Origin of the sequence: Streptomyces malaysiense (assembly GCF_000980885.2) — a bacterium.
In the GTDB taxonomy this organism is placed as follows: Bacteria; Actinomycetota; Actinomycetes; order Streptomycetales; family Streptomycetaceae; genus Streptomyces; species Streptomyces malaysiense.
On sequence record NZ_LBDA02000005.1, the window covers coordinates 1 to 20133 of the forward strand.

Genomic DNA, 20133 nt, shown 5'->3' on the forward strand with positions numbered 1-20133 from the left:
CACGACACCAACTGGCGCTGACCACTACCACCGGCCGCTGCCCGCCCCCGGGAAGCAGGCCGCCACGAAGCACCCAGGGGCCGGTCGCGGACACCCGGCCCCGCAACGTGCCGGCCGAAACGCTTCGGCCGAACCGACCCGACAACGAGAAACCCCCTCCGATCAAGTAATCAACCTGATCGGAGGGGGTTTCCCTCACTGTGGCGGCGCCAGGATTCGAACCTGGGAAGGCTGAGCCGGCAGATTTACAGTCTGCTCCCTTTGGCCGCTCGGGCACACCGCCAAGTTTGCTGCCAATCGAACCCGCTTTCGGCGGTGTTCCCCGGCAACGACGTAAACAATACCCGATCCACGGGGGTGCTTCGCCACCCGGTTGATCTCCAGCTCTCCGGTCCCGGGGTGGCTAGGCTGGTGCGGATGCGGCCCGGCTGGATGCCGGGCCCGGCGGCCGCCGCCGCGCACGCCGGCACGCACCGACACGCACCCCGATACAAGGAGCCACAGGACATGGCCGACTCCAGTTTCGACATCGTCTCGAAGGTCGAGCGGCAGGAGGTCGACAACGCCCTCAACCAGGCCGCCAAGGAGATCTCCCAGCGCTACGACTTCAAGGGCGTCGGCGCCTCGATCGCGTGGTCCGGGGAGAAGATCCTCATGGAGGCGAATTCCGAGGAGCGGGTGAAGGCCGTTCTCGACGTCTTCCAGTCCAAGCTGATCAAGCGGGGCATCTCGCTGAAGGCGCTGGACGCGGGCGAGCCCCAGCTGTCCGGCAAGGAGTACAAGATCTTCGCCTCCATCGAGGAGGGCATCTCCCAGGAGAACGCCAAGAAGGTGGCGAAGATCATCCGCGACGAGGGCCCCAAGGGCATCAAGGCCCAGGTCCAGGGCGACGAGCTGCGCGTCAGCTCCAAGAGCCGCGACGACCTCCAGGCCGTGATCGCCCTCCTGAAGGGCAAGGACTTCGACTTCGCGCTGCAGTTCGTGAACTACCGGTAGGAACCGGGAGCGGAACGAGGAGAAGGGTGGGGCCCCTGCGGGCGCCCACCCTTCCGTGCCGTGGGGGCAGTGTCAGCTGCGGCGGGAGTTGCCGAAGACCAGCCGGTAGGCGATCAGCAGCACCAGGGAGCCGCCGATGGCCGCCACCCAGGTGGCGCCGTCGAAGAAGTGCTTGCTGACCGGGTGGTGGAGCCAACGGGACGAGATCCAGCCACCGACGAAGGCGCCCAGGATGCCGATGACGGTCGTGCCCAGGAGGCCGCCGGGGTCGCGCCCCGGCAGCAGGACCTTGGCTATGGCTCCGGCCAGCAGCCCCAGAATGATCCAAGCGATGATGCCCATAGCGCCAACCCTGCCCTTTCGCGCCCGGTGCGCACAGCCTCGTTCATGAGATCTTGATGAGGATCAGCGGTCCGGCGTGCGCGTGTTCGTACCTTCTCGGTGAACAGGACGCCGGCGGACCCGCACCCGGTTGCCGTCGCCGCTCGGATGTTCGTACCGGGTCGTTCCCGATCTCGTCACAGGGACGCTCCGGCGCTGCTCGAAGGGTGTGACCGGCTGATACTTGTGGCAGCAGGGAAGTCCGGCGCAGTGACCTGAGAGGTGCCGATCATGAAGGTGTTCAACCTGCTGCTCAACATTCTTTGGCTGCTCTTCTGCGGCATCTGGATGTCGATCGGCTATCTGATCGCCGCGCTGGTCTGTTTCGTGCTGATCATCACGATCCCGTTCGGCATCGCCTCGCTGCGCATCGCAGGGTTCGTGCTGTGGCCGTTCGGCCGGACCGCCGTGGAGCGGCCGGACGCCGGTACCGGATCGGTCATCGGCAACGTCATCTGGGTGATCTTCGCGGGCTGGTGGCTCGCCCTGGGGCACCTGATCACCAGCATCCCGCTGTTCCTGTCGATCATCGGCATCCCCTTCGGCTGGGCCAACCTGAAGCTCATCCCGATCTCGCTGATGCCGCTGGGCCGCGAGATCGTCCGCACGGACCAGGGGTTCGGCGGCCGCTGATCGATGTGCGGGAGCGCCGTATCTCCGGAATCATCGCCACGGGGACGGTAGCAATGGGGGCGCGGACGCCTGTCCAGGCTTGGGGGAAGCGCAGGTCCCGGCATCCGTACGGAGTTCTCAGATGCCCAGGAATCACATCGGCCCGACGACCGCCACCGCTCCGTCGGCCACCCGGCAGGGGGCCGGCCGTACGGAGGTGAGCGCAGCGGACTGCGGGCTGCTGCTGCTCCGGCTGACCTTCGGGCTGTTTCTCGCGGGCCACGGGTCCCAGAAGCTCTTCGGACTGTTCGGCGGGCAGGGGCTGACGGCCACCGGCAAGGGGTTCGAGTCGCTCGGCTACCGCCCCGGCAGACTCTTCGCGGCGATCGGTGCCCTCTCCGAGTTCCTCGGCGGCCTCGGCCTCGCCGCCGGGCTGCTCGTGCCGCTCGCGGCCGCCGCGATCGTGGGCGTGATGATCAACGCCATGGTCGCCGTGAGCGCCGCCCATGGGGTGTGGGTGGACAAGGGCGGGGTGGAGTACAACATCGCCCTCGCCGTCGTCGCCCTCGCCGTCGCGGCCATCGGGCCCGGACGGCTCGCCCTGGACCGGTTCTTCCGGTGGGGAAAGGGCGGCTGGCCCCAGGCGGCCTTCGCTCTCGTGCTCGGGGGCTTGGGAGCGGCGCTCGCGCTGGCGCTGTGAGGGAGGCCGCCGGGTGAGGCTCTCCCGGACGCGGTGCCGACGGCCCAGGCGCGCGCGGTGTCAGCGGCCCGGCGGGGCCGGTCGCGGTGCTCCCGGCCTCACAGCCTGCGGCCGGCCATGCCCTCCAGGCGCTCGATCCGCTCCGCCATCGGCGGGTGCGTGGAGAACATCTTCGACAGCCCCTGCCCCGGGCGGAACGGGTTCGCGATCATCATGTGGCTCGCTGTCTCGATCCGCGGCTCGGGCGGCAGCGGCAGCTGCCGGGTGCCCGTCTCCAGCTTGCGCAGGGCGCTCGCGAGGGCCAGGGGGTCGCCGGTGAGCTGGGCGCCCGAGGCGTCCGCCTCGTACTCCCGGGAGCGGCTGATGGCCAGCTGGATCAGCGTGGCGGCGAGCGGGCCCAGGATCATGATCAGGAGCATGCCGAGCAGGCCGGGGCCCTCGTCGTCGTCCGAACGGCCGATCGGGATCAGCCAGGCGAAGTTCACCAGGAACATGATCACCGAGGCGAGCGCGCCGGCCACCGAGGAGATGAGGATGTCCCGGTTGTAGACATGGCTCAGTTCGTGCCCGATGACGCCGCGCAGCTCGCGCTCGTCGAGCAGGCGCATGATGCCCTCGGTGCAGCACACCGCCGCGTTGCGCGGATTGCGGCCCGTGGCGAAGGCGTTCGGGGCCTCGGTCGGGGAGATGTAGAGCCGGGGCATGGGCTGGCGGGCCTGCGTGGACAGCTCGCGGACCATTCGGTACAGCGCCGGGGCCTCGAACTCGCTCACCGGGCGGGCCCGCATCGCGCGCAGGGCCAGCTTGTCGCTGTTCCAGTACGCGTACGCGTTCGTGCCGAGGGCGATCAGGACCGCCACGATCAGCCCGGTGCGGCCGAAGAAGCTGCCGATGACGATGATGAGCGCCGACAGTCCCCCGAGGAGTACTGCGGTCCTGAGCCCGTTGTGCCGGCGGTGCACGGTACGCCCTCCAAGTGGTACAGCAGGGACCCTTCGGTCCAGTGGACCCTCCCGCACTGGTCAACGCCAGGCGGAGGTCACAAGTTCCCAGGTGGGCGGGGGCGGGCACGGAGGCCGTACGAGTGAAGGGGGCCCCGCGCGTGCTCGCGGGGGCCCGTTGGGCCGTCGCGGGAACGGACCTCGGGCGGTCGTGGGAACGGAACGTGGGCGGTCGCGGGCAAGGGCGGCGGGCCGCCTCGGAGGGGCCCGCCGGCCCTTCTCAGAAGAGCCCGGTGGCCGCGAACCGCAGCACCAGCTGGGGCGCCCCGGACAGGGCGACGCCCGCCACCCCGGCGAGGGCGATCGCGGCCGTGAGCGGGGCCGGGATCCGGTGCCGGGCGGCCTCGCCCTCGGGGGCGCGGAACAGCAGCGCCGTCCACTGGAGGTAGTAGAAGAGGGCGATCACCACGTTGACGGCCATGACGACCGCGAGCCAGCCGAGGCCCGCGTCGACGGCCGCCGCGAACACGGTGACCTTGGCGAACAGGCCGATGATCCCCGGTGGCAGGCCCGCCAGGCAGAGCAGGAAGAAGGCCATCAGAAGAGCCGTCACCGGGTTGGTGGCGTACAGGCCCCGGTAGTCGGAGATCCGGTTCCCGGCACGGCCGCGGCCCACCACGGCGGCCACCGCGAACGCACCGAGGTTCACGGCGGCGTACATGAGGGCGTACGCGACGGTGGAACCGATCGCCTTCTGCGCGTTCCCGGCGTACCCGGCCGCCGCGATCGGTACGAGGAGGTAGCCGGCCTGGCCGACGGAGGACCAGGCGAGCAGTCGTACGGCGCTGCGGGCGCGCGTGGCCTGCTGGCGCAGCGCGCCGAGGTTGCCGACGGTCATGGTGAGCGCCGCCAGGACGGCGAGCGCGGGCCCCCAGACGTCGGCGTACGACGGGAACGCCACCACGGTGACGAGGATCAGGCCGGAGAATCCGACCGCCTTGCCGACGACCGACAGGTAGGCGGCGACGGGCAGCGGCGCGCCCACGTAGGTGTCGGGCACCCAGAAATGGAAGGGCACGGCGGCCGTCTTGAAGGCGAAGCCGATCAGGGTGAGGACGACGCCCGTCTGGGCCAGGGTGTGCAGCTGGCCTGGGGTGTCCGGAAGTCGTTGAGCCACCTGGGTGAGGTAGAGGGTTCCGGTGGAGGCGTAGACGAAGCTGACGCCCATCAGGCTGACCGCGGTGGCGGTGACCGAGGACAGGAAGAACTTCAGAGCGGCCTCGGCGGACCGCCGGTCGCCGTGCCGGATGCCGACGAGGGCGAAGGCGGGCAGTGAGGCGACCTCCAGGGCCACGATCAAGGTGGCCAGGTCGCGGGCGGCGGGCAGCAGAGCGGCGCCGGCCGTGGCGGACAGCAGCAGGAACCAGAACTCGCCGGGCGGGACGCGCCGCCGGTCGTCGTCCACGGTGGTGATCGACAGCAGGGCCGCGAGCAGGGCGCCGCCGAGGACCAGGAGCTGGATGACGAGGGTGAAGTGGTCGGCGGTGTAGCTGCACGCGCGCGGGGCGCCGGTGCCGGTGCCGGTGCCGGTCAGGCAGAAGGTGGCGCGGTCGCCGTCCAGGATCGGCAGCAACATCAGCGCGGCGGCGGCGAGCCCGGCGACCGAGATCCAGCCGAGGACGTTCTTGCCGGCCTCGGGCAGGAAGAGGTCGGCGACGAGCACGCCGAGCGCCACGACGGCGGCGATCAGGGGCGGGGCGACGGCGAGCCAGTCGACGGACTGGACGAGCGACGCGGCGGACGCGGCGAGGGGCTGTCCGAGCGGCTGGGCGAGGGGGTGGACCAGCGACCCGGCGGCCGCGGCGAGGGGCTGGGCGCTCATCGGGTGCCTCCTGCGAGCAGCTGGTGCACGGCCGGGTCGGTCAGGCCGAGCAGGGCCCGTGGCCACAGTCCGGCGACGACGGTCAGGGCGACGAGCGGGGTCCAGGCCGCGAACTCGTAGCCCTGGACGTCGGCGAGCTTCGGGAGTTCGCGCTCGGCACCGCCCATGCAGACCCGGCGGACCACGATCAGCATGTACGCGGCCGTCAGCAGGGTGCCGAACGCGCCGATCGCCATGAAGGTGAGGAAGGCCGGGCGGCTGAGGCCCGCCGCGGGTTCGAAGGCGCCGAACAGGGAGAGCATCTCGCCCCAGAACCCGGCGAGTCCCGGCAGCCCGAGGGAGGCCACGGCACCGAAGGCGAGCAGACCGCCGAGGCGGGGCGCCTTGCCGTACAGGGCGAGGCCGGTCTCCTCCGCCAGCGTGTCGAGGTCGGTGCTGCCGGTGCGGTCCTTGAGCGCACCGACCAGGAAGAACAGCAGTCCGGTGATGAGGCCGTGGGCGATGTTGGCGAACAGGGCGCCGTTCACGCCGGTCGCGGTCATGGTGGCGATGCCGAGGAGGACGAAGCCCATGTGACCGACGGAGGAGTAGGCGATCAGCCGCTTGAGGTCGCCCTTCGCGCCGCGCCTGGCCAGCGCCAGACAGGCCAGGGACCCGTAGATGATCCCGACCACGGCGAACGCGGCGAGGTACGGCGCGAAGGTGCGGAAGCCGTGCGGCGCGATCGGCAGCAGGATCCGGACGAACCCGTACGTACCCATCTTCAGCAGGACACCGGCCAGCAGTACCGAGCCGACGGTCGGCGCGGAGGTGTGGGCGTCGGGCAGCCAGCTGTGCAGGGGCCACATCGGGGTCTTGACCGCGAGCCCGAGACCGATCGCCAGAACGGCGATGACCTGCACGGACGCGGTCAGGGACCGGCCGTTGTCAGTGGCGAGTGCCACCATGTCGAACGTGCCCGCCTTGATTCCGATCAGGAGCAGGCCGAGCAGCATGACGACGGAGCCGAGCAGCGTGAACAGGATGAACTTCCACGCGGCCCGGGTCCGCCCCTCGCCGCCCCAGCGGGCGATGAGGAAGTACATCGGGATCAGCACGGTCTCGAAGGCGAGGAAGAACAGCAGCAGATCGAGCACGGCGAAGGTCGCGAGCGTGCCGGTCTCCAGCAGGAGCAGCAGGGCGACGAACGCCTTCGGGGACGGGCCTGTGGGCGGCTTGAAGTAGGAGTACAGCGCGCACAGGAAGGTCAGCAGCGCGGTCAGTACGAGGAGGGGGAGCGAGATGCCGTCGATGCCGAGGTGGATCCGCACGTCGAGCGCGGGAATCCAGCTGATGTCGGTCGTGGCCTGCATCCTCGACGGCTGGTGGTGGTCGAAGCCGAGCGCGAGCAGGATCGCGGCGGCGAGGATCACCCCGGTCACGGCGACGCCGTGGCGCAGCACGGACTGCTCGGGCGACTTCCCCCTCAGTCCGGGCGGGGCCGGCAGGAGGGCGGCGACGGCACCGATGAGCGGGCCGACGACGATCAATGCGAGAAGGACCCGCATCACGGACTCGTTGATATCGATCACGCCTGCTCACGCTCCCGTGGCGACGAGGACGACGGCGACCGCCAGGACGACGATGCCGGCGAGCAGCGCGCTCACATAGGTCTGCACATTGCCGGTCTGGGCGCGGCGTACGGCGGCCCCGAGCAACCGGGGCAGCGCGCCGGCGGCGCCGACGTAGGTGTCCACGACCTCGCGGTCGAGGAATCGTACGAGGCTCGCCGCGGCCAGCACCGGGCGGACGAACAGCGCCGTGTAGACGGCGTCGAGGTGGAAGCCGACGGCCGCGTGCCGGTGCAGCGGGCCGAGCAGCGCCCGCCCGGGGTCCGCCGGGTCGGGTGCGTAGGCGATGTCGCCGTAGGCCGGGGTGTGGCTGGCGATGGCCTCGGCCTCGACCAGTCCGGCGTCGCCCTCGGGGTGGGCGGCGACCGCGCCGAGCGGGGTGCTGACGAGGCTTCGGGTGGTGCGCTGCCAGACACCGTAGGTGAGGAGGGCGCCGACGACGGCGAGACCCGTGCCGAGGATGGACGTGAGCAGGGTCGGGGTCAGGGAGGTCCCGTCGAACCAGCCCGGCAGCGCGCGGTAGGCGAGCCCGCCGAAGGCCAGGGAGGGCACCGCGAGGACCCACAGGACCACGGTCATGGTCAGCGGCTGGCGGCCGTGATCGGGGGCCTCGGCGCCTTGGCCGTGGAAGGCCAGCAGCCACAGCCGGGTGGCGTAGGCGGCCGTCAGCACGGCGGTCACCAGGCCGGCGACGAGGACGAACCAGCCGGCCGCGCCGGGCACGTGCGCGGTGGTCCCGTGGGCCGCGTGCTCGGCGGCGCCGAGGACGGACTCCTTGGAGAAGAAGCCGCTGAACGGCGGGATCGCGGCGAGCGCGAGCAGCGCCACGGTCATCGTCCAGTAGGCGTCCGGGACCCTCTCCCGCAGGCCGCGCATGCGGGACATGGCGGCCAGCGAGTTGGTGCCGGCGGCGTGGATGACCACACCGGCGGCGAGGAACAGCAGCGCCTTGAAGGCACCGTGCGACAGGAGGTGGAAGACGGCGGCACCGCGGTCGCCGACGGCGAGGGCGCCGGTCATGTATCCGAGCTGGCCGATGGTCGAGTAGGCGAGGACTCGTTTGATGTCGTCCTGGGCGAGCGCGGCGAGGCCGGAACCGGTCATGGTGACGGCTGCCATCACGGCCAGGACCAGCATCGCGGCCCCGGATGCCTCGAACACCGGGAGGAGGCGGGCGACGAAGTAGACGCCGGCGGCGACCATCGTGGCGGCGTGGATCAGCGCCGACACCGGCGTCGGGCCGGCCATGGCGTCCGGGAGCCAGGTGTGCAGCGGGAACTGCGCCGACTTGCCGGCCACGCCCGCGAGCAGCAGCAGGGCGACGAGGGTCGGATGGTGCAGGCCGCCGTTCGCGACCGTGCCGAGGACGCGGGTGATGCGGAAGGAGCCGGCGTCGGTGGCGAGCGCGAACAGGCCGATCAGGAAGGGCACATCGCCGAGCTTGGTGACCAGGAACGCCTTGAGGGAGGCGGCGCGGGCCTCGGGGGTCTCCCAGTAGTGGCCGACCAGGAAGTAGGAGCAGATGCCCATGACCTCCCAGCCGACCAGCAGCACGATCAGGTCGCCGGAGTAGACGACGAGCAGCATCGCGGAGGTGAACAGGGAGACGAGAGCCGCGTACGAGGGGTAGCGCGGGTCGTCGCGCAGATAGCCCGTGGAGTAGATCTGCACGCAGGTCGCGACGAAGGCGACCAGGATCGCGACGAGCGCGGCGAAGCCGTCGATGTGCAGGGCCAGGTCGACGGGGACCGAGCCGGTGGGAGTCAGCTCCGTGTGCGCGTTCACGGCCGGTCCGCCGCCCTGGCGGACGGCGACCAGCGCGGCCGACGCCAGTGCGGCCAGCGGCGGCAGCACGGCGAGCGGGCGCACGAATCCGGGCGCGGTGCGGCCGAGCAGCAGTCCGGCCGCGGCGCCGAGGAACGGCAGGAGGGGAACGAGCACGGCGAGGGTGGTCGTGGTCACGCGGTGGCCTCGGTCTTCTGTGCCGCGACGGCACCCGGTTCCGCGTCGTCGGGGCCTTCGGCGGTGTCGCGGAGCTTGTCGATGTCGGAGGTGCCGCGGTTGCGGTACACGGCGAGCACGATCGCCAGGCCGATGCCGATCTCGGCGGCCGCGACGGCGATGGTGAACAGGGTCAGCGCCTGGCCGGAGTGCAGGGTGTCGCGGGCGGCGCGGCTGAGCCAGACGTCGAAGGCGACCAGGTTGAGGTTGACGGCGTTGAGCATCAGCTCGACCGACATCAGGACCAGGATCGCGTTGCGGCGGGCGAGGACGCCGTACAGGCCGGTGCAGAAGAGGAGGGCGGAGAGCACGGCGGGGTAGACGAGGTGCATCAGCGGGCGCCGTCCTTCTGGGCGGGGACGGGTGCCGGCGTGGCACCGGCCGCCTCGTCGCGGTCGTCGGCGCCGGTGCCGGCGTCCTCCCCGGCCCTGGCCTTGCGGGACAGGACGATCGCGCCGACCAGGGCCGCGAGGAGCAGCACGGACAGGGCCTCGAAGGGCAGCACCCAGTAACGGAACAGGCTTGCCCCGGTGACGTGGGTGGTGCCCGCGGCCGGTCCGGTCAGGTCGATCCACGTCGTACGGAAGGCGTCGGCGACCACCCACACCAGGGCGACGGCGGCGGCGACCGCGACGGCGAGTGCGGCCCAGCGGTTGCCGGAGTCGGCGTCCGGGGAGCGGCCGATCGGGGCCCTGGTGAGCATCAGCCCGAACAGGAGGAGCACGACGACGGAACCGACATAGATCAGGACCTGCACCCAAGCGATGAACTCGGCCGTGAGCAGCAGGTACTCCACGGCGAGGCCGCCGAGCGCGACCACCAGCCACAGGGCGGCGTGCACCAGTTGCCGGGTGGTGACGGTGATCAGCGCGGCGCCGAAGGTGACCAGGCCGACGAGGAGGAAGGCGATCTCGACGCCGGTCGGGGAGAGGAAGCCGTGCGGGGCCGCGGCAAGGATCGGGGCGGGGCTCACGCGTCGCCCTCCTCGGGGTCGGTCCGCGCGGCGGCCAGCTTCTCCGCGCTCTTGCGGGCGGCGGCGATCTCCTTCGGCTCCTCCGCGCCCGGGTCGAGCGCGGGCGGGGCGGGCACGGTCCACATCCACTCGCGGAGCTTGTCCCGCTCGTGGGTGAGCTCGTGGATGTCGGTCTCGGCGTACTCGAACTCCGGGGACCAGAACAGCGCGTCGAAGGGGCAGACCTCGATGCAGATGCCGCAGTACATGCACAGGGAGAAGTCGATGGCGAAGCGGTCGAGGACGTTGCGGCTGCGTTCGCGGCCACCGGGGGCGGCGGGCGGGACCGTCTCCTTGTGGGAGTCGATGTAGATGCACCAGTCGGGGCACTCGCGGGCGCACAGCATGCAGACCGTGCAGTTCTCCTCGAACAGCCCGATCACGCCCCGGGTGCGGGGCGGCAGTTCGGGCAGCGTGTCCGGGTACTGCTCGGTGCCGTGCTTGCGCATCATCGTGCGCAGGGTGACGGCGAGGCCCTTGGCGAGGCCGGAGCCGGGGATGCGGGGCCGGGCGGGTGGGGGCGACGCGGCCATCAGGAGATCACCACCTTGACGATGCCGGTGAGGGCGATCTGGGCGAGGGAGAGGGGGACGAGGAGGGTCCAGGACAGCTTCTGGAGCTGGTCCTCACGCAGCCGCGGGTAGGTGACGCGGAGCCAGATGACGACGAAGGCGAGGATCGCGGCCTTGAGCAGCGTCCAGACCCAGCCGAGCCCGTCGGCGCCCCAGGGGCCGTGCCAGCCGCCGAGGAAGAGCACGGTGGTCAGGCCGCACAGCACGACGATGCCGGCGTACTCGGCGAGCAGGAACAGGGCGAAGCGCAGACCTGTGTACTCGGTGTACGCGCCGAAGATGATCTCCGAGTCGGCGACCGGCATGTCGAAGGGCGGGCGTTGCAGCTCGGCGAGCCCGGCGACGAAGAAGACGACCGCGCCGATCAGCTGCCAGGGCAGCCACCACCAGTGGAAGGCGTAGAGGATGCCCGGCAGGGAGACGGTGCCGGCCGCCATCGCGACGGAGGCCGCGGCGAGCAGCATCGGCAGTTCGTAGGCGAGCAGCTGGGCGGCGGTACGCAGGCCGCCGAGCAGGGAGAACTTGTTGGCGCTGGCCCAGCCCGCCATGAGCGAGCCGAGCACGCCGACGCCCATCACCGCGAGCGCGAAGAACACGCCCGCGTCCAGGGCCTGTCCGACGGCGCCCTCGCTCGGACCGATCGGGATGACGAGCAGCACGAGCAGGTACGGCAGCAGGGCGACGGCCGGCGCGAGCTGGAAGACCCGGCGGTCGGCCTGCGCCGGCACCACGTCCTCCTTCTGCGCGAACTTCACTCCGTCGGCGACCAACTGGGCCCATCCGTGGAACCCGCCCGCGTACATCGGCCCGAGCCGCCCCTGCATGTGGGCCATCACCTTGTGCTCGGTCTGCCCCACGACCAGCGGGAAGACGAGAAAGACGAGGAACACGGCCACGAGCCGCAGGGCGACGTCGAGTGCGCCGTTCACTGCGGGCCTCCTGGGGGTTCGGTCGGGGGGGATTCAGGGTCCGGGTCGGGGCCGGAGTCGGGGGCGGAGTCCGGGCCCGGTTCCGGATCGGACGAGGTTTCGCCGGCCGGCGGTCCGGCGGAGGACGGTCCGTCGGTCCGGGACCGCGAGTCGGCCGCTTCCGAGGGCTGGCCGGCTCCCGAGGATTGGCCGGACTCGGACGACTGATCGGAATCAGGCGACTGGCCGGAATCAGACGACTGGTCGAGCTCCGGCGACCTGGGGTGCTCCGGTGCCTCGGGCCGTTCCGGCGCGTCGGGAACCGGCCGCGGCTCGGCGGCTCGCTCGAATCCGGCGGCCTGCTCGGGCTCGTCGAAAGCCGGGCGGGCGTGGTGCCACGGGGCGTCGGAGCCACGCGGGGGCGTACCGGGAGCGGGACGCTCGGCGTCCCGCGGCCCCGGGGACCGTTCCGCCGGCCCGGTGGCCGGGGGCTCCGTGGAGCGCTGCGAGGCCGACCCCTCCGAAGCGCTGCGGCCGCGGCGGGGGCGCGCCGGTGCGGGGGCCTCCGGCGTTGCCTGCGCGGCATCGGCATCGGCATCGGCCGCGGCCGCCTGGCTCGCAGACCCCTCGCTCGCGCTCCGCATCCGCCGGGGCCGCGCCGGGCCACCGGCGGCACCCGGCCGGGAACCCTCCCCCACCGGCGTCGGGCCGGCCGGGACCTGGCTCCCCGAGCCCTGGCTCGCAGACCCCTCGCCCGCACTCCGCGTGCGCCGCGGACGCTCCGCGGCGGCGGCCTCCGTCGCGCTCGCCTGGCCTGACGACCCCTCCGCCGCGGTGCGGGCGCGTCGTACCGGACGGTCTCCGGCGGCGCGACCCGGGCGGGCCGGGACGGCGGGGAGACTGCCCTTGAGGGGGCCCCACTCGTTGGGGTCGGGGACACCGGGCGGGAGCATCTGGCGGCGCTTGGCCCCGCCGTGCTCGGACTCGCCGGGCTCCTTCGCGCCGGGCCACGCCTTGGCCACGCGGGCGGCGAGGACGAAGTCCTTGCGCAGTGGGTGGCCCTCGAAGTTCTCGGGGAGGAGCAGGTGTTCGAGCCCCGGGTGATCCTCGAAGGTCACCCCGAACATCTCGTACGTCTCGCGTTCGTGCCACGCCGCGCCGGCGTACACCCCGACGGCGGTCGGCAGCACCGGCGCCGAGTGCGGCACCGTCGTGCGGACGAGGAGCCGGCGGACCGGGTTCAGGGCCACGACGTGGGCGGACACGCGGAAGCCGGCTCCCGGTTCGTCGACCGCGCTGAGCCAGTCGAAATAGGTGCAGGTCAACGTCGTACGAGCCGTCCGTAGCGCGCCGAGCCAGGCGGACGGCGGCACGTCCACCGTCAGGACCTCGTACGACTCCTCGGCCACCGCCTCCGCACCGAACAGTTCTTCGACGGGGGCGGGCAGCCAGCCGGTCGTGCTCATCGCGCGCCCTCCTCGCCGGACGGGGCGGGCGGCCGCACCAGACCGCTCTGGAGCGCGGCCGCGGACGGCCGGGCGCCACCGTGTCCGTACCGCTCCCCCAGCGACTCGGCGGCGATCTTCTCCTGGAGCTTGAGGATGCCCTGGAGCAGCGCCTCGGGGCGCGGCGGGCAGCCGGGCACGTAGACGTCCACGGGGATGATCTGGTCGACGCCCTTGGTGACGGAGTAGGAGTCCCAGTAGGGGCCGCCGCAGTTGGAGCAGGCGCCGAAGGAGATGACGTACTTCGGCTCGGGCATCTGCTCGTACAGGCGCTTGACGGCGGGGGCCATCTTGTCCGTGACCGTGCCCGAGACCACCATCAGGTCGGCCTGACGGGGCCCCGGTGCGAAGGGGATGACGCCGAGCCGGATGAAGTCGTGCCGGGCCATCGAGGCGGCGATGAACTCGATCGCGCAGCAGGCGAGACCGAAGTTGAAGACCCAGAGCGAGTAGCGGCGGCCCCAGTTGAGGACCACCTTCATGGGCTCGGGCGCCAGCCTGGCCAGCGCGCCCAGCCGCTTGGGCTCGGGGAGGAGTACGGGGTCCGGGGTCACGTCCATGCCAGGACGCCCTTCTTGTATGCGTACAGCAGGCCGACGGCGAGGAAGCCGAGGAAGAGGAACATCTCCACGAGGGTCGTCGCGCCGTATCCGGGGGCGGCGAAGACCGTCGCCCAGGGGAACAGGAAGACGGAGTCGACCGCGAAGATCACGTACAGGAAGGCGTAGACGTAGTAGCGGACCTGGGTGTGGGCCCAGCCCTCGCCCACGGGGTCGACACCGCACTCGTAGGTCAGGAGTTTTTCCGGGGTGGGCACTACGGGGCGCAGCAGCCGTCCGGCGCCGAACGCGACCGCGACGAACAGCACGCCGACGACGGCGAGCAGCCCCACGGCCGAGTAGGACCGGAAATATCCGGTCGCGGTGACGACGTGTGTCGCGGCTGTGGTCGAATCCCCCAGGGTCTCCCGCACCGTCCGTCCCTCGCTCCCTGACCTCGTGACCTGTACGCACGGGAGTCTAGGCCCTGATAAAGAAGCGGTAAGCAGGCAGTCACGCCCCGAGACGCCCGGGGCGGCCGGGGGTGGGGTTTTCCCCCGTGAGCGGAGGGCGGTGTACCGCATGGCGCGGAGGGTGCCTCGTTCGGCAGGCTGTCCGGTATGACCGCTCCCAGCTCCGCCGCCGGCCGGCCCGACGGCACCGACGTGCACGACGGCCTCGACCGGCACGACGGCCTCGACCGGCCCGGCATACCCGGTCGGCCCGACGGCACCGACCACGTCCCGCCTCCGAGGCCGGTCTACGGCGTCCACACCTGGAAGGAGATCGCGCACCTGCTGCTGAACCTGCCCGTGACGGTGTTCGGCTTCGTCTACGCGATCACCGTGCTGTCCGTCGGCGGCGCTCTCACCGTCACCGTGGTCGGCCTGCCGCTGCTGGCGCTGTCCCTGCTGGGCGCCCGGCAGCTGGGGAAGCTGGAGCGGGCGCGGGCCAGGGCGCTGCTCGGGGTCCGTGTGGAGGAGCCGTCGCCGCTGCCGCTCGCCCGCGGCGGGAGCATGCTCCAGCGGGCGTGGTTGGCGCTGAAGGACCCGGTGGGCTGGCGCACGCTGCTGTACGACGCGATCCGGCTGCCCTGGGGCATCCTCACCTTCTGCACGGTGCTGATCTCGCTGTTCGTGCTGTGGCCCCTGCTGCCCTACCTCGCCCGGGGGCTGGCGAACGTGGACCGGGCGATGGTGCGCGGCCTGCTGTCCCCCTCCGACGAGCTGGAACGCCGGATAGCCGAGCTGGAGTCGGACCGCGGTGTCGTGGTGGACACGGCCGCCGCCGACCTGCGCCGCATCGAGCGCGATCTGCACGACGGCGCACAGGCCCGGCTGGTCAACCTGGCCATGGGCCTGGGTCTGGCCAAGGAGAAGCTGCTGGAGGACCCGGACACCGCGGCGGCGATGGTGGCGGAGGCGCACGGCGAGGTGAAGCTGGCCCTCCAGGAGCTGCGCGACCTGGCCCGGGGCATCCACCCGGCCGTCCTCACGGACCGCGGCCTGGACGCCGCCCTCTCCTCGGTCGCCGCCCGCTGCACGGTGCCGGTCAAGGTGACCGTGGACCTCGCGGACCGCCCCGCCGCGGCCATCGAGGGCATCGCCTACTTCACCGTCTCCGAGCTGCTCCAGAACGTCAGCAAGCACAGCGCCGCCCGCTCCGCCTCGGTGGACGTGTGGCGTACCGCGGACCGGCTGCTGATCCAGGTCCACGACGACGGCCGGGGCGGCGCCGCCCTGGACGGCGGCACCGGGATGCGGGGCCTGGCGGACCGGCTGGGCGCGGTGGACGGCCTGTTCGTGGTCGACTCCCCGGCGGGCGGTCCGACGGAGATCACGGCCGAACTGCCGTGGCGGGACCGGGAGAAATAGCCCCGGCGAACGGCCGGTGACGCCCGTCGGGCCGAACGGGGGTGGGGAAAACCCCCGGTCCAGGACGCCGACGGACTCCATGGTCCCGAGGGCCGCGGCGCACGACTCTTGAGTCACGGCTGAACGGCCGTCTGGACGAGGAGAACGGGACGACATCGATGGCCACTCAGTACGGACACGGCGGGTACGGCCAGGGTTACGACACCGGTGACGACGAGGGGCGGTACGGGTACGGCCCGCACCCCGGCCGCCGCCCCCGGCTCCCCGCCGCGCTGCGGGCGCCGTTCGAGGGCCGTACCTGGCGGGAGCTGGGTTACGTCCTGCTGAGCCTGCCGGTCTCGATCGTGCTGTTCACCTGGACGGTGACGATGGTGTCGCTGGGCGCGGGCCTGCTGGTGACCTTCCTCGGCGTTCCCGTCCTCGCCGCGGCGCTGGCCGGTTCCCGGGCCTTCGGCGCGCTGGAGCGGGCGAGGGCGAGGGCGCTGCTGGGCGTGGACGTGCCCGGCCCGGAGCCGCTGCAGGTCCGCAAGCCGGGCGCGCCGGCCTGGATGGGCGCGGTGCTCAAGAGCGGCGCCTCCTGGCGCAGCCTGCTGTACTCGCTGGTGCAGCTCCCCTGGGCGGTGTTCACCTTCACGGTCGCGGTGACCCTGTGGACCCTGAGCCTGACCATGCTGACCTACCCGCTGTGGTTCTGGGTCTTCCCGGCGTACGCGGGAGAGAGCGGCCTTCAGCTGTACGGCGACGCGCACCACCGCATCTATCTGGACAACAGCTTCGAGATCACCGTGACCGGGCTGGTCGGGCTGCTGTTCACGCTGGCCACGCCCTGGCTGGTGCGCGCTCTGACGACGGTGGACGGGCTGCTGGTGCGCGGGCTGCTCGGCCCCTCCCTGCTGTCGGAGCGGGTGGTGGAGCTGGAGTCGGACCGGGGCGTCGTGGTGGACACGGCCGCCGCCGACCTGCGCCGCATCGAGCGGGATCTGCATGACGGCGCCCAGGCCCGGCTGGTCGGTCTGGCGATGGACCTGGGGCTGGCGAAGGAGAAGATGCGGGAGGACCCGCAGGCAGCGGCGCGCATGGTGGAGGACGCGCACGGCGAGGTGAAGACGGCACTCCAGGAGCTGCGCGATCTGGCCCGCGGCATCCACCCGGCCGTGCTGACCGACCGTGGTCTGGACGCGGCCCTGTCGGCGGTGGCGTCCCGGTGCACGGTGCCGGTCCGGGTGGAGGTGGACCTGCCGTCCCGTCCGGCGCCGGCCATCGAGGGCATCGCCTACTTCACGGTCTGCGAGCTGCTCCAGAACGTCGCCAAGCACAGCGGGGCGCGCTCCGCCTCGGTCGATGTGTGGCGCGCGGAGGACCGGCTGATGCTCCAGGTGACCGACGACGGGGTGGGCGGGGCGGACGCCTCCGCGGGCTCGGGCCTCGCCGGTCTCAAGGGCCGCCTGGACGCGGTGGACGGCATCCTGCTGGTGGACTCCCCGGCGGGCGGCCCGACCCGGGTGATAGCGGAACTTCCCTGGCGCGGCTGACCGTCGGCCGCCCGGCGGCCGACCGGCGATCGGACGACGGCCGAGCAGCGAGCGAATCAATGGCCGGCCAACGGCCAACTAACTTCTGACCAGCGGATATACCGGCGCTCGACCTAGTTGTCCACAGGGCGTGGCACGCTGTGTGCCGATTCCTGGAATGCTTGGTCCTCGTACGGAGGCGCGTCCCCGGTGGGCGTCGCCACGGGACCGCGCATGACGGGGGCGAAGGATCGTGGAGGACAGAGTGCGGGTGGTCATCGCCGAGGACTCGGTGCTGCTCCGAGAGGGCCTGACCCGGCTGCTGACCGACCGGGGACACGAGGTCGTGGCCGGGGTCGGCGACGCGGAGGCACTGGTGAAGACCATCGCCGATCTGGCCGGCGAGGGCACGCTGCCCGACGTGGTGGTGGCGGACGTGCGGATGCCGCCGACGCACACCGACGAAGGGGTGCGGGCAGCCGTGTCCCTGCGCAGGGCGCATCCCGGGCTCGGGGTGCTGGTGCTGTCGCAGTACGTGGAGGAGCGGTACGCCACCGAGCTGCTGGCGGGTTCCACCCGGGGCGTGGGCTATCTGCTCAAGGACCGGGTGGCGGACGTCAGGGAGTTCGTGGACGCGGTGGTGCGGGTCGCCGAGGGCGGTACGGCGCTGGACCCGGAGGTGGTCACGCAGCTGCTGGGCCGCAGCCGCAAGCAGGACGTGCTGGCCCGGCTCACCCCGCGCGAGCGCGAGGTGCTGGCACTGATGGCGGAGGGGCGCACGAACTCGGCGATCGCCCGGCAGCTGGTCATCAGCGACGGCGCGGTGGAGAAGCACGTCAGCAACATCTTCCTCAAGCTCGGCCTGTCTCCGAGCGATGGTGACCACCGGCGGGTGCTCGCGGTGCTCACCTATCTGAACTCCTGAACGGACGTCCTCGGACGGCGGCGGGCGGGCCTCGGCGTCAGGGGCGTGTCAGAGGATCCGGCTTCCGTGGGAATGAGGGGTACCCGGCAGGAGAACGGAAGGCGGAACCGGGGAAGGAAGCCCTGACATGTCAGCGCTAGACGCCGTCTCGAAACATCATCCGAATCTCCGGATGACCACGGGAAGGCGACCCTAACCGACGTAGGGTTGATCCTGGGATGGTCCGTGGGACGACCAAACCCCGGACAGCCGCCTCGAAGGAGGTCCAGTTCAGTGACCAGCCAGGTCAGCAGCCCAACGGAGCAGGCCGACGGTTCAGTCGTCGGGGAGCAGCGCAAACCGGGCGGCACGAAGGATGTGCGCCGCCTGGACCGGGTGATCATCCGGTTCGCGGGGGACTCGGGTGACGGCATGCAGCTCACCGGGGACCGGTTCACCTCGGAGACCGCTTCCTTCGGCAACGACCTCTCCACCCTGCCGAACTTCCCCGCCGAGATCCGCGCCCCCGCCGGCACCCTGCCCGGTGTCTCCTCGTTCCAGCTCCACTTCGCCGACCACGACATCCTCACCCCGGGCGACGCGCCGAACGTCCTCGTCGCGATGAATCCGGCGGCTCTGAAGGCCAACATCGGCGATCTGCCGCGCGGCGCCGAGATCATCGTGAACACGGACGAATTCACCAAGCGGGCGCTCCAGAAGGTGGGCTACGAAGCCTCGCCCCTGGACGACGGCTCGCTCGACGCCTACGGCCTCCACCCGGTGCCGCTGACCACCCTGACGGTGGAGGCCCTCAAGGAGTTCGACCTCTCCCGCAAGGAGGCCGAGCGCAGCAAGAACATGTTCGCCCTCGGGCTCCTGAGCTGGATGTACCACCGGCCCACCGAGGGAACGGAGAAGTTCCTGAGGTCGAAGTTCGCGAAGAAGCCGGAGATCATGGCGGCGAACATCGCCGCGTTCCGCGCGGGCTGGAACTTCGGCGAGACCACGGAGGACTTCGCGGTCTCCTACGAGGTCGCTCCCGCCGCCAAGGCCTTCCCGGTGGGCACCTACCGCAACATCTCCGGCAACCTCGCCCTGGCCTACGGTCTGATCAGTGCCTCCCGGCAGGCGGACCTGCCGCTGTTCCTGGGCTCGTACCCCATCACGCCGGCCTCGGACATCCTGCACGAGCTGAGCAGGCACAAGAACTTCGGGGTGCGGACCTTCCAGGCGGAGGACGAGATCGCGGGCATCGGCGCGGCGCTGGGCGCGGCGTTCGGCGGCTCGCTGGCGGTGACGACCACGTCCGGTCCCGGTGTCGCCCTCAAGAGTGAGACCGTCGGTCTGGCGGTCTCCCTGGAGCTGCCGCTGCTGGTGGTGGACATCCAGCGGGGCGGCCCGTCCACCGGTCTGCCGACCAAGACCGAGCAGGCGGACCTGCTCCAGGCGATGTACGGGCGCAACGGCGAGGCGCCGGTGCCGGTCGTCGCGCCGAAGACCCCGGCGGACTGCTTCGACGCGGCACTGGAGGCGGCGCGGATCGCGCTGACCTACCGCACCCCGGTGATGCTGCTCTCCGACGGCTACCTGGCCAACGGCTCCGAGCCCTGGCGCATCCCGGACCTGGAGGAACTGCCGGATCTGCGGGTCCGGTTCGCGTCCGGCCCGAACCACACCCTGGCGGACGGCACCGAGGTCTTCTGGCCGTACAAGCGCGACCCGCGGACTCTGGCCCGCCCCTGGGCGGTGCCGGGCACTCCCGGCCTGGAGCACCGCGTCGGCGGCATCGAGAAGCAGGACGGCACGGGCAACATCTCCTACGACCCGGCCAACCACGACTTCATGGTCCGCACCCGCCAGGCCAAGGTCGACGGCATCGAGGTCCCGGACCTGGAGGTGGACGACCCGCACGGCGCGAAGACCCTGGTCCTCGGCTGGGGTTCGACGTACGGCCCGATCACGGCGGCGGTACGGCGGCTGCGCGCGGCCGGCGACTCGATCGCGCAGGCACATCTGCGCCATCTCAACCCCTTCCCGCGCAATCTCGGCGCGGTGCTCGCGCGGTACGACAAGGTGGTGGTCCCGGAGATGAACCTGGGGCAGCTGGCCACCCTGATCCGGGCGAAGTACCTGGTCGACGCCCACTCGTACAACCAGGTCAACGGCATGCCGTTCAAGGCGGAGC

The 20133-nt window shown here is 71.6% G+C and carries 19 protein-coding genes and 1 tRNA gene; 7 read left to right on the plus strand and 13 right to left on the minus strand.

Annotation, left to right across the window (positions count from 1 at the left end; genetic code table 11):
* Positions 1–201: 201 nt before the first annotated feature.
* Positions 202–283, minus strand: a tRNA-Tyr gene (locus VT52_RS02215).
* Between the two features lie 224 nt (positions 284–507).
* Here VT52_RS02215 and VT52_RS02220 point away from each other — a divergent pair.
* Positions 508–996, plus strand: a complete 489-nt coding sequence (locus VT52_RS02220) for a YajQ family cyclic di-GMP-binding protein (protein ID WP_037663331.1) — start codon at positions 508–510, stop codon at positions 994–996.
* Between the two features lie 72 nt (positions 997–1068).
* On the opposite strand, the gene VT52_RS02225 is transcribed toward VT52_RS02220, so the two are convergent.
* On the minus strand, positions 1069–1338 hold the full coding sequence (locus VT52_RS02225) for a GlsB/YeaQ/YmgE family stress response membrane protein (RefSeq protein WP_046425891.1): 270 nt from the start codon (positions 1336–1338) through the stop codon (positions 1069–1071).
* Positions 1339–1608: 270 nt separating this feature from the next.
* Here VT52_RS02225 and VT52_RS02230 point away from each other — a divergent pair, with 270 nt between their 5' ends.
* Positions 1609–2010: a YccF domain-containing protein gene (locus VT52_RS02230; protein ID WP_046425900.1), complete on the plus strand. Its 402-nt coding sequence runs from the start codon at positions 1609–1611 to the stop codon at positions 2008–2010.
* 121 nt (positions 2011–2131) lie between these two features.
* Positions 2132–2689, plus strand: a complete 558-nt coding sequence (locus VT52_RS02235; RefSeq protein WP_079174791.1) for a DoxX family protein — start codon at positions 2132–2134, stop codon at positions 2687–2689.
* A 98-nt stretch (positions 2690–2787) separates the two neighbouring features.
* Here the strand turns inward: VT52_RS02235 and htpX are convergent, their stop codons facing one another.
* The 11 genes from htpX to VT52_RS02290 form a co-directional block, all read right to left on the minus strand.
* Positions 2788–3651: a zinc metalloprotease HtpX gene (htpX, locus tag VT52_RS02240; RefSeq protein WP_046425889.1), complete on the minus strand. Its 864-nt coding sequence runs from the start codon at positions 3649–3651 to the stop codon at positions 2788–2790.
* 259 nt (positions 3652–3910) lie between these two features.
* Positions 3911–5512, minus strand: a complete 1602-nt coding sequence (locus tag VT52_RS02245; RefSeq protein WP_079174792.1) for an NADH-quinone oxidoreductase subunit N — start codon at positions 5510–5512, stop codon at positions 3911–3913.
* Positions 5509–7083: an NADH-quinone oxidoreductase subunit M gene (locus tag VT52_RS02250; protein WP_046425887.1), complete on the minus strand. Its 1575-nt coding sequence runs from the start codon at positions 7081–7083 to the stop codon at positions 5509–5511. The genes VT52_RS02245 and VT52_RS02250 overlap by 4 nt, the downstream gene beginning before the upstream one ends.
* A 6-nt stretch (positions 7084–7089) precedes the next feature.
* The gene (locus tag VT52_RS02255; RefSeq protein ID WP_046425885.1) at positions 7090–9084 is read right to left on the minus strand and encodes an NADH-quinone oxidoreductase subunit 5 family protein; all 1995 of its coding nucleotides are present in this window, start codon (positions 9082–9084) and stop codon (positions 7090–7092) included.
* Complete coding sequence (nuoK, locus tag VT52_RS02260; RefSeq protein ID WP_046425882.1) at positions 9081–9455, minus strand: NADH-quinone oxidoreductase subunit NuoK; 375 nt, start codon at positions 9453–9455, stop codon at positions 9081–9083. The genes VT52_RS02255 and nuoK overlap by 4 nt, the downstream gene beginning before the upstream one ends.
* Positions 9455–10096, minus strand: a complete 642-nt coding sequence (locus VT52_RS02265) for an NADH-quinone oxidoreductase subunit J family protein (protein WP_046425880.1) — start codon at positions 10094–10096, stop codon at positions 9455–9457. Before VT52_RS02265 ends, nuoK begins: the two co-directional genes overlap by 1 nt.
* On the minus strand, positions 10093–10668 hold the full coding sequence (locus VT52_RS02270) for a NuoI/complex I 23 kDa subunit family protein (RefSeq protein ID WP_046425878.1): 576 nt from the start codon (positions 10666–10668) through the stop codon (positions 10093–10095). The genes VT52_RS02265 and VT52_RS02270 overlap by 4 nt, the downstream gene beginning before the upstream one ends.
* Positions 10668–11636, minus strand: a complete 969-nt coding sequence (locus tag VT52_RS02275) for a complex I subunit 1/NuoH family protein (protein ID WP_046425876.1) — start codon at positions 11634–11636, stop codon at positions 10668–10670. The genes VT52_RS02270 and VT52_RS02275 overlap by 1 nt, the downstream gene beginning before the upstream one ends.
* Complete coding sequence (locus tag VT52_RS02280) at positions 11633–13081, minus strand: NADH-quinone oxidoreductase subunit C (RefSeq protein ID WP_046425875.1); 1449 nt, start codon at positions 13079–13081, stop codon at positions 11633–11635. Before VT52_RS02280 ends, VT52_RS02275 begins: the two co-directional genes overlap by 4 nt.
* Positions 13078–13680 carry an NADH-quinone oxidoreductase subunit B gene (locus VT52_RS02285; RefSeq protein WP_046425874.1) on the minus strand — a complete coding sequence of 201 codons (603 nt, stop codon included), beginning with the start codon at positions 13678–13680 and terminating at the stop codon, positions 13078–13080. The genes VT52_RS02280 and VT52_RS02285 overlap by 4 nt, the downstream gene beginning before the upstream one ends.
* The gene (locus VT52_RS02290) at positions 13671–14093 is read right to left on the minus strand and encodes an NADH-quinone oxidoreductase subunit A (RefSeq protein ID WP_046425873.1); all 423 of its coding nucleotides are present in this window, start codon (positions 14091–14093) and stop codon (positions 13671–13673) included. The genes VT52_RS02285 and VT52_RS02290 overlap by 10 nt, the downstream gene beginning before the upstream one ends.
* A gap of 186 nt (positions 14094–14279) precedes the next feature.
* Between VT52_RS02290 and VT52_RS02295 the strand changes: the two genes are divergently transcribed.
* The 4 genes from VT52_RS02295 to VT52_RS02310 form a co-directional block, all read left to right on the plus strand.
* Positions 14280–15533 (plus strand): sensor histidine kinase, encoded by a 1254-nt coding sequence (locus VT52_RS02295; RefSeq protein WP_046425871.1) that lies wholly within the window; start codon positions 14280–14282, stop codon positions 15531–15533.
* 158 nt (positions 15534–15691) lie between these two features.
* A complete protein-coding gene (locus VT52_RS02300; protein WP_046425870.1) occupies positions 15692–17065 on the plus strand; it encodes a sensor histidine kinase in 1374 nt (457 codons plus the stop codon).
* Between the two features lie 244 nt (positions 17066–17309).
* Positions 17310–17969, plus strand: coding sequence for a response regulator transcription factor (locus tag VT52_RS02305; protein ID WP_046425868.1), 660 nt, complete (start codon positions 17310–17312; stop codon positions 17967–17969).
* A 273-nt stretch (positions 17970–18242) separates the two neighbouring features.
* A partial coding sequence (locus tag VT52_RS02310; protein WP_071387348.1) for a 2-oxoacid:acceptor oxidoreductase subunit alpha occupies positions 18243–20133 on the plus strand: 1891 nt, incomplete at its 3' end.

Coding starts and splice junctions, on each gene's coding strand:
- VT52_RS02220 (WP_037663331.1), top strand. CDS start 508: ATGGCCGACTCCAGTTTCGACATCGTCTCGAAGGTCGAGCGGCAGGAG.
- VT52_RS02225 (WP_046425891.1), bottom strand. CDS start 1,338: ATGGGCATCATCGCTTGGATCATTCTGGGGCTGCTGGCCGGAGCCATA.
- VT52_RS02230 (WP_046425900.1), top strand. CDS start 1,609: ATGAAGGTGTTCAACCTGCTGCTCAACATTCTTTGGCTGCTCTTCTGC.
- VT52_RS02235 (WP_079174791.1), top strand. CDS start 2,132: ATGCCCAGGAATCACATCGGCCCGACGACCGCCACCGCTCCGTCGGCC.
- VT52_RS02245 (WP_079174792.1), bottom strand. CDS start 5,512: ATGAGCGCCCAGCCCCTCGCCGCGGCCGCCGGGTCGCTGGTCCACCCC.
- nuoK (WP_046425882.1), bottom strand. CDS start 9,455: ATGCACCTCGTCTACCCCGCCGTGCTCTCCGCCCTCCTCTTCTGCACC.
- VT52_RS02270 (WP_046425878.1), bottom strand. CDS start 10,668: ATGGCCGCGTCGCCCCCACCCGCCCGGCCCCGCATCCCCGGCTCCGGC.
- VT52_RS02280 (WP_046425875.1), bottom strand. CDS start 13,081: ATGAGCACGACCGGCTGGCTGCCCGCCCCCGTCGAAGAACTGTTCGGT.
- VT52_RS02285 (WP_046425874.1), bottom strand. CDS start 13,680: ATGGACGTGACCCCGGACCCCGTACTCCTCCCCGAGCCCAAGCGGCTG.
- VT52_RS02295 (WP_046425871.1), top strand. CDS start 14,280: ATGACCGCTCCCAGCTCCGCCGCCGGCCGGCCCGACGGCACCGACGTG.
- VT52_RS02300 (WP_046425870.1), top strand. CDS start 15,692: ATGGCCACTCAGTACGGACACGGCGGGTACGGCCAGGGTTACGACACC.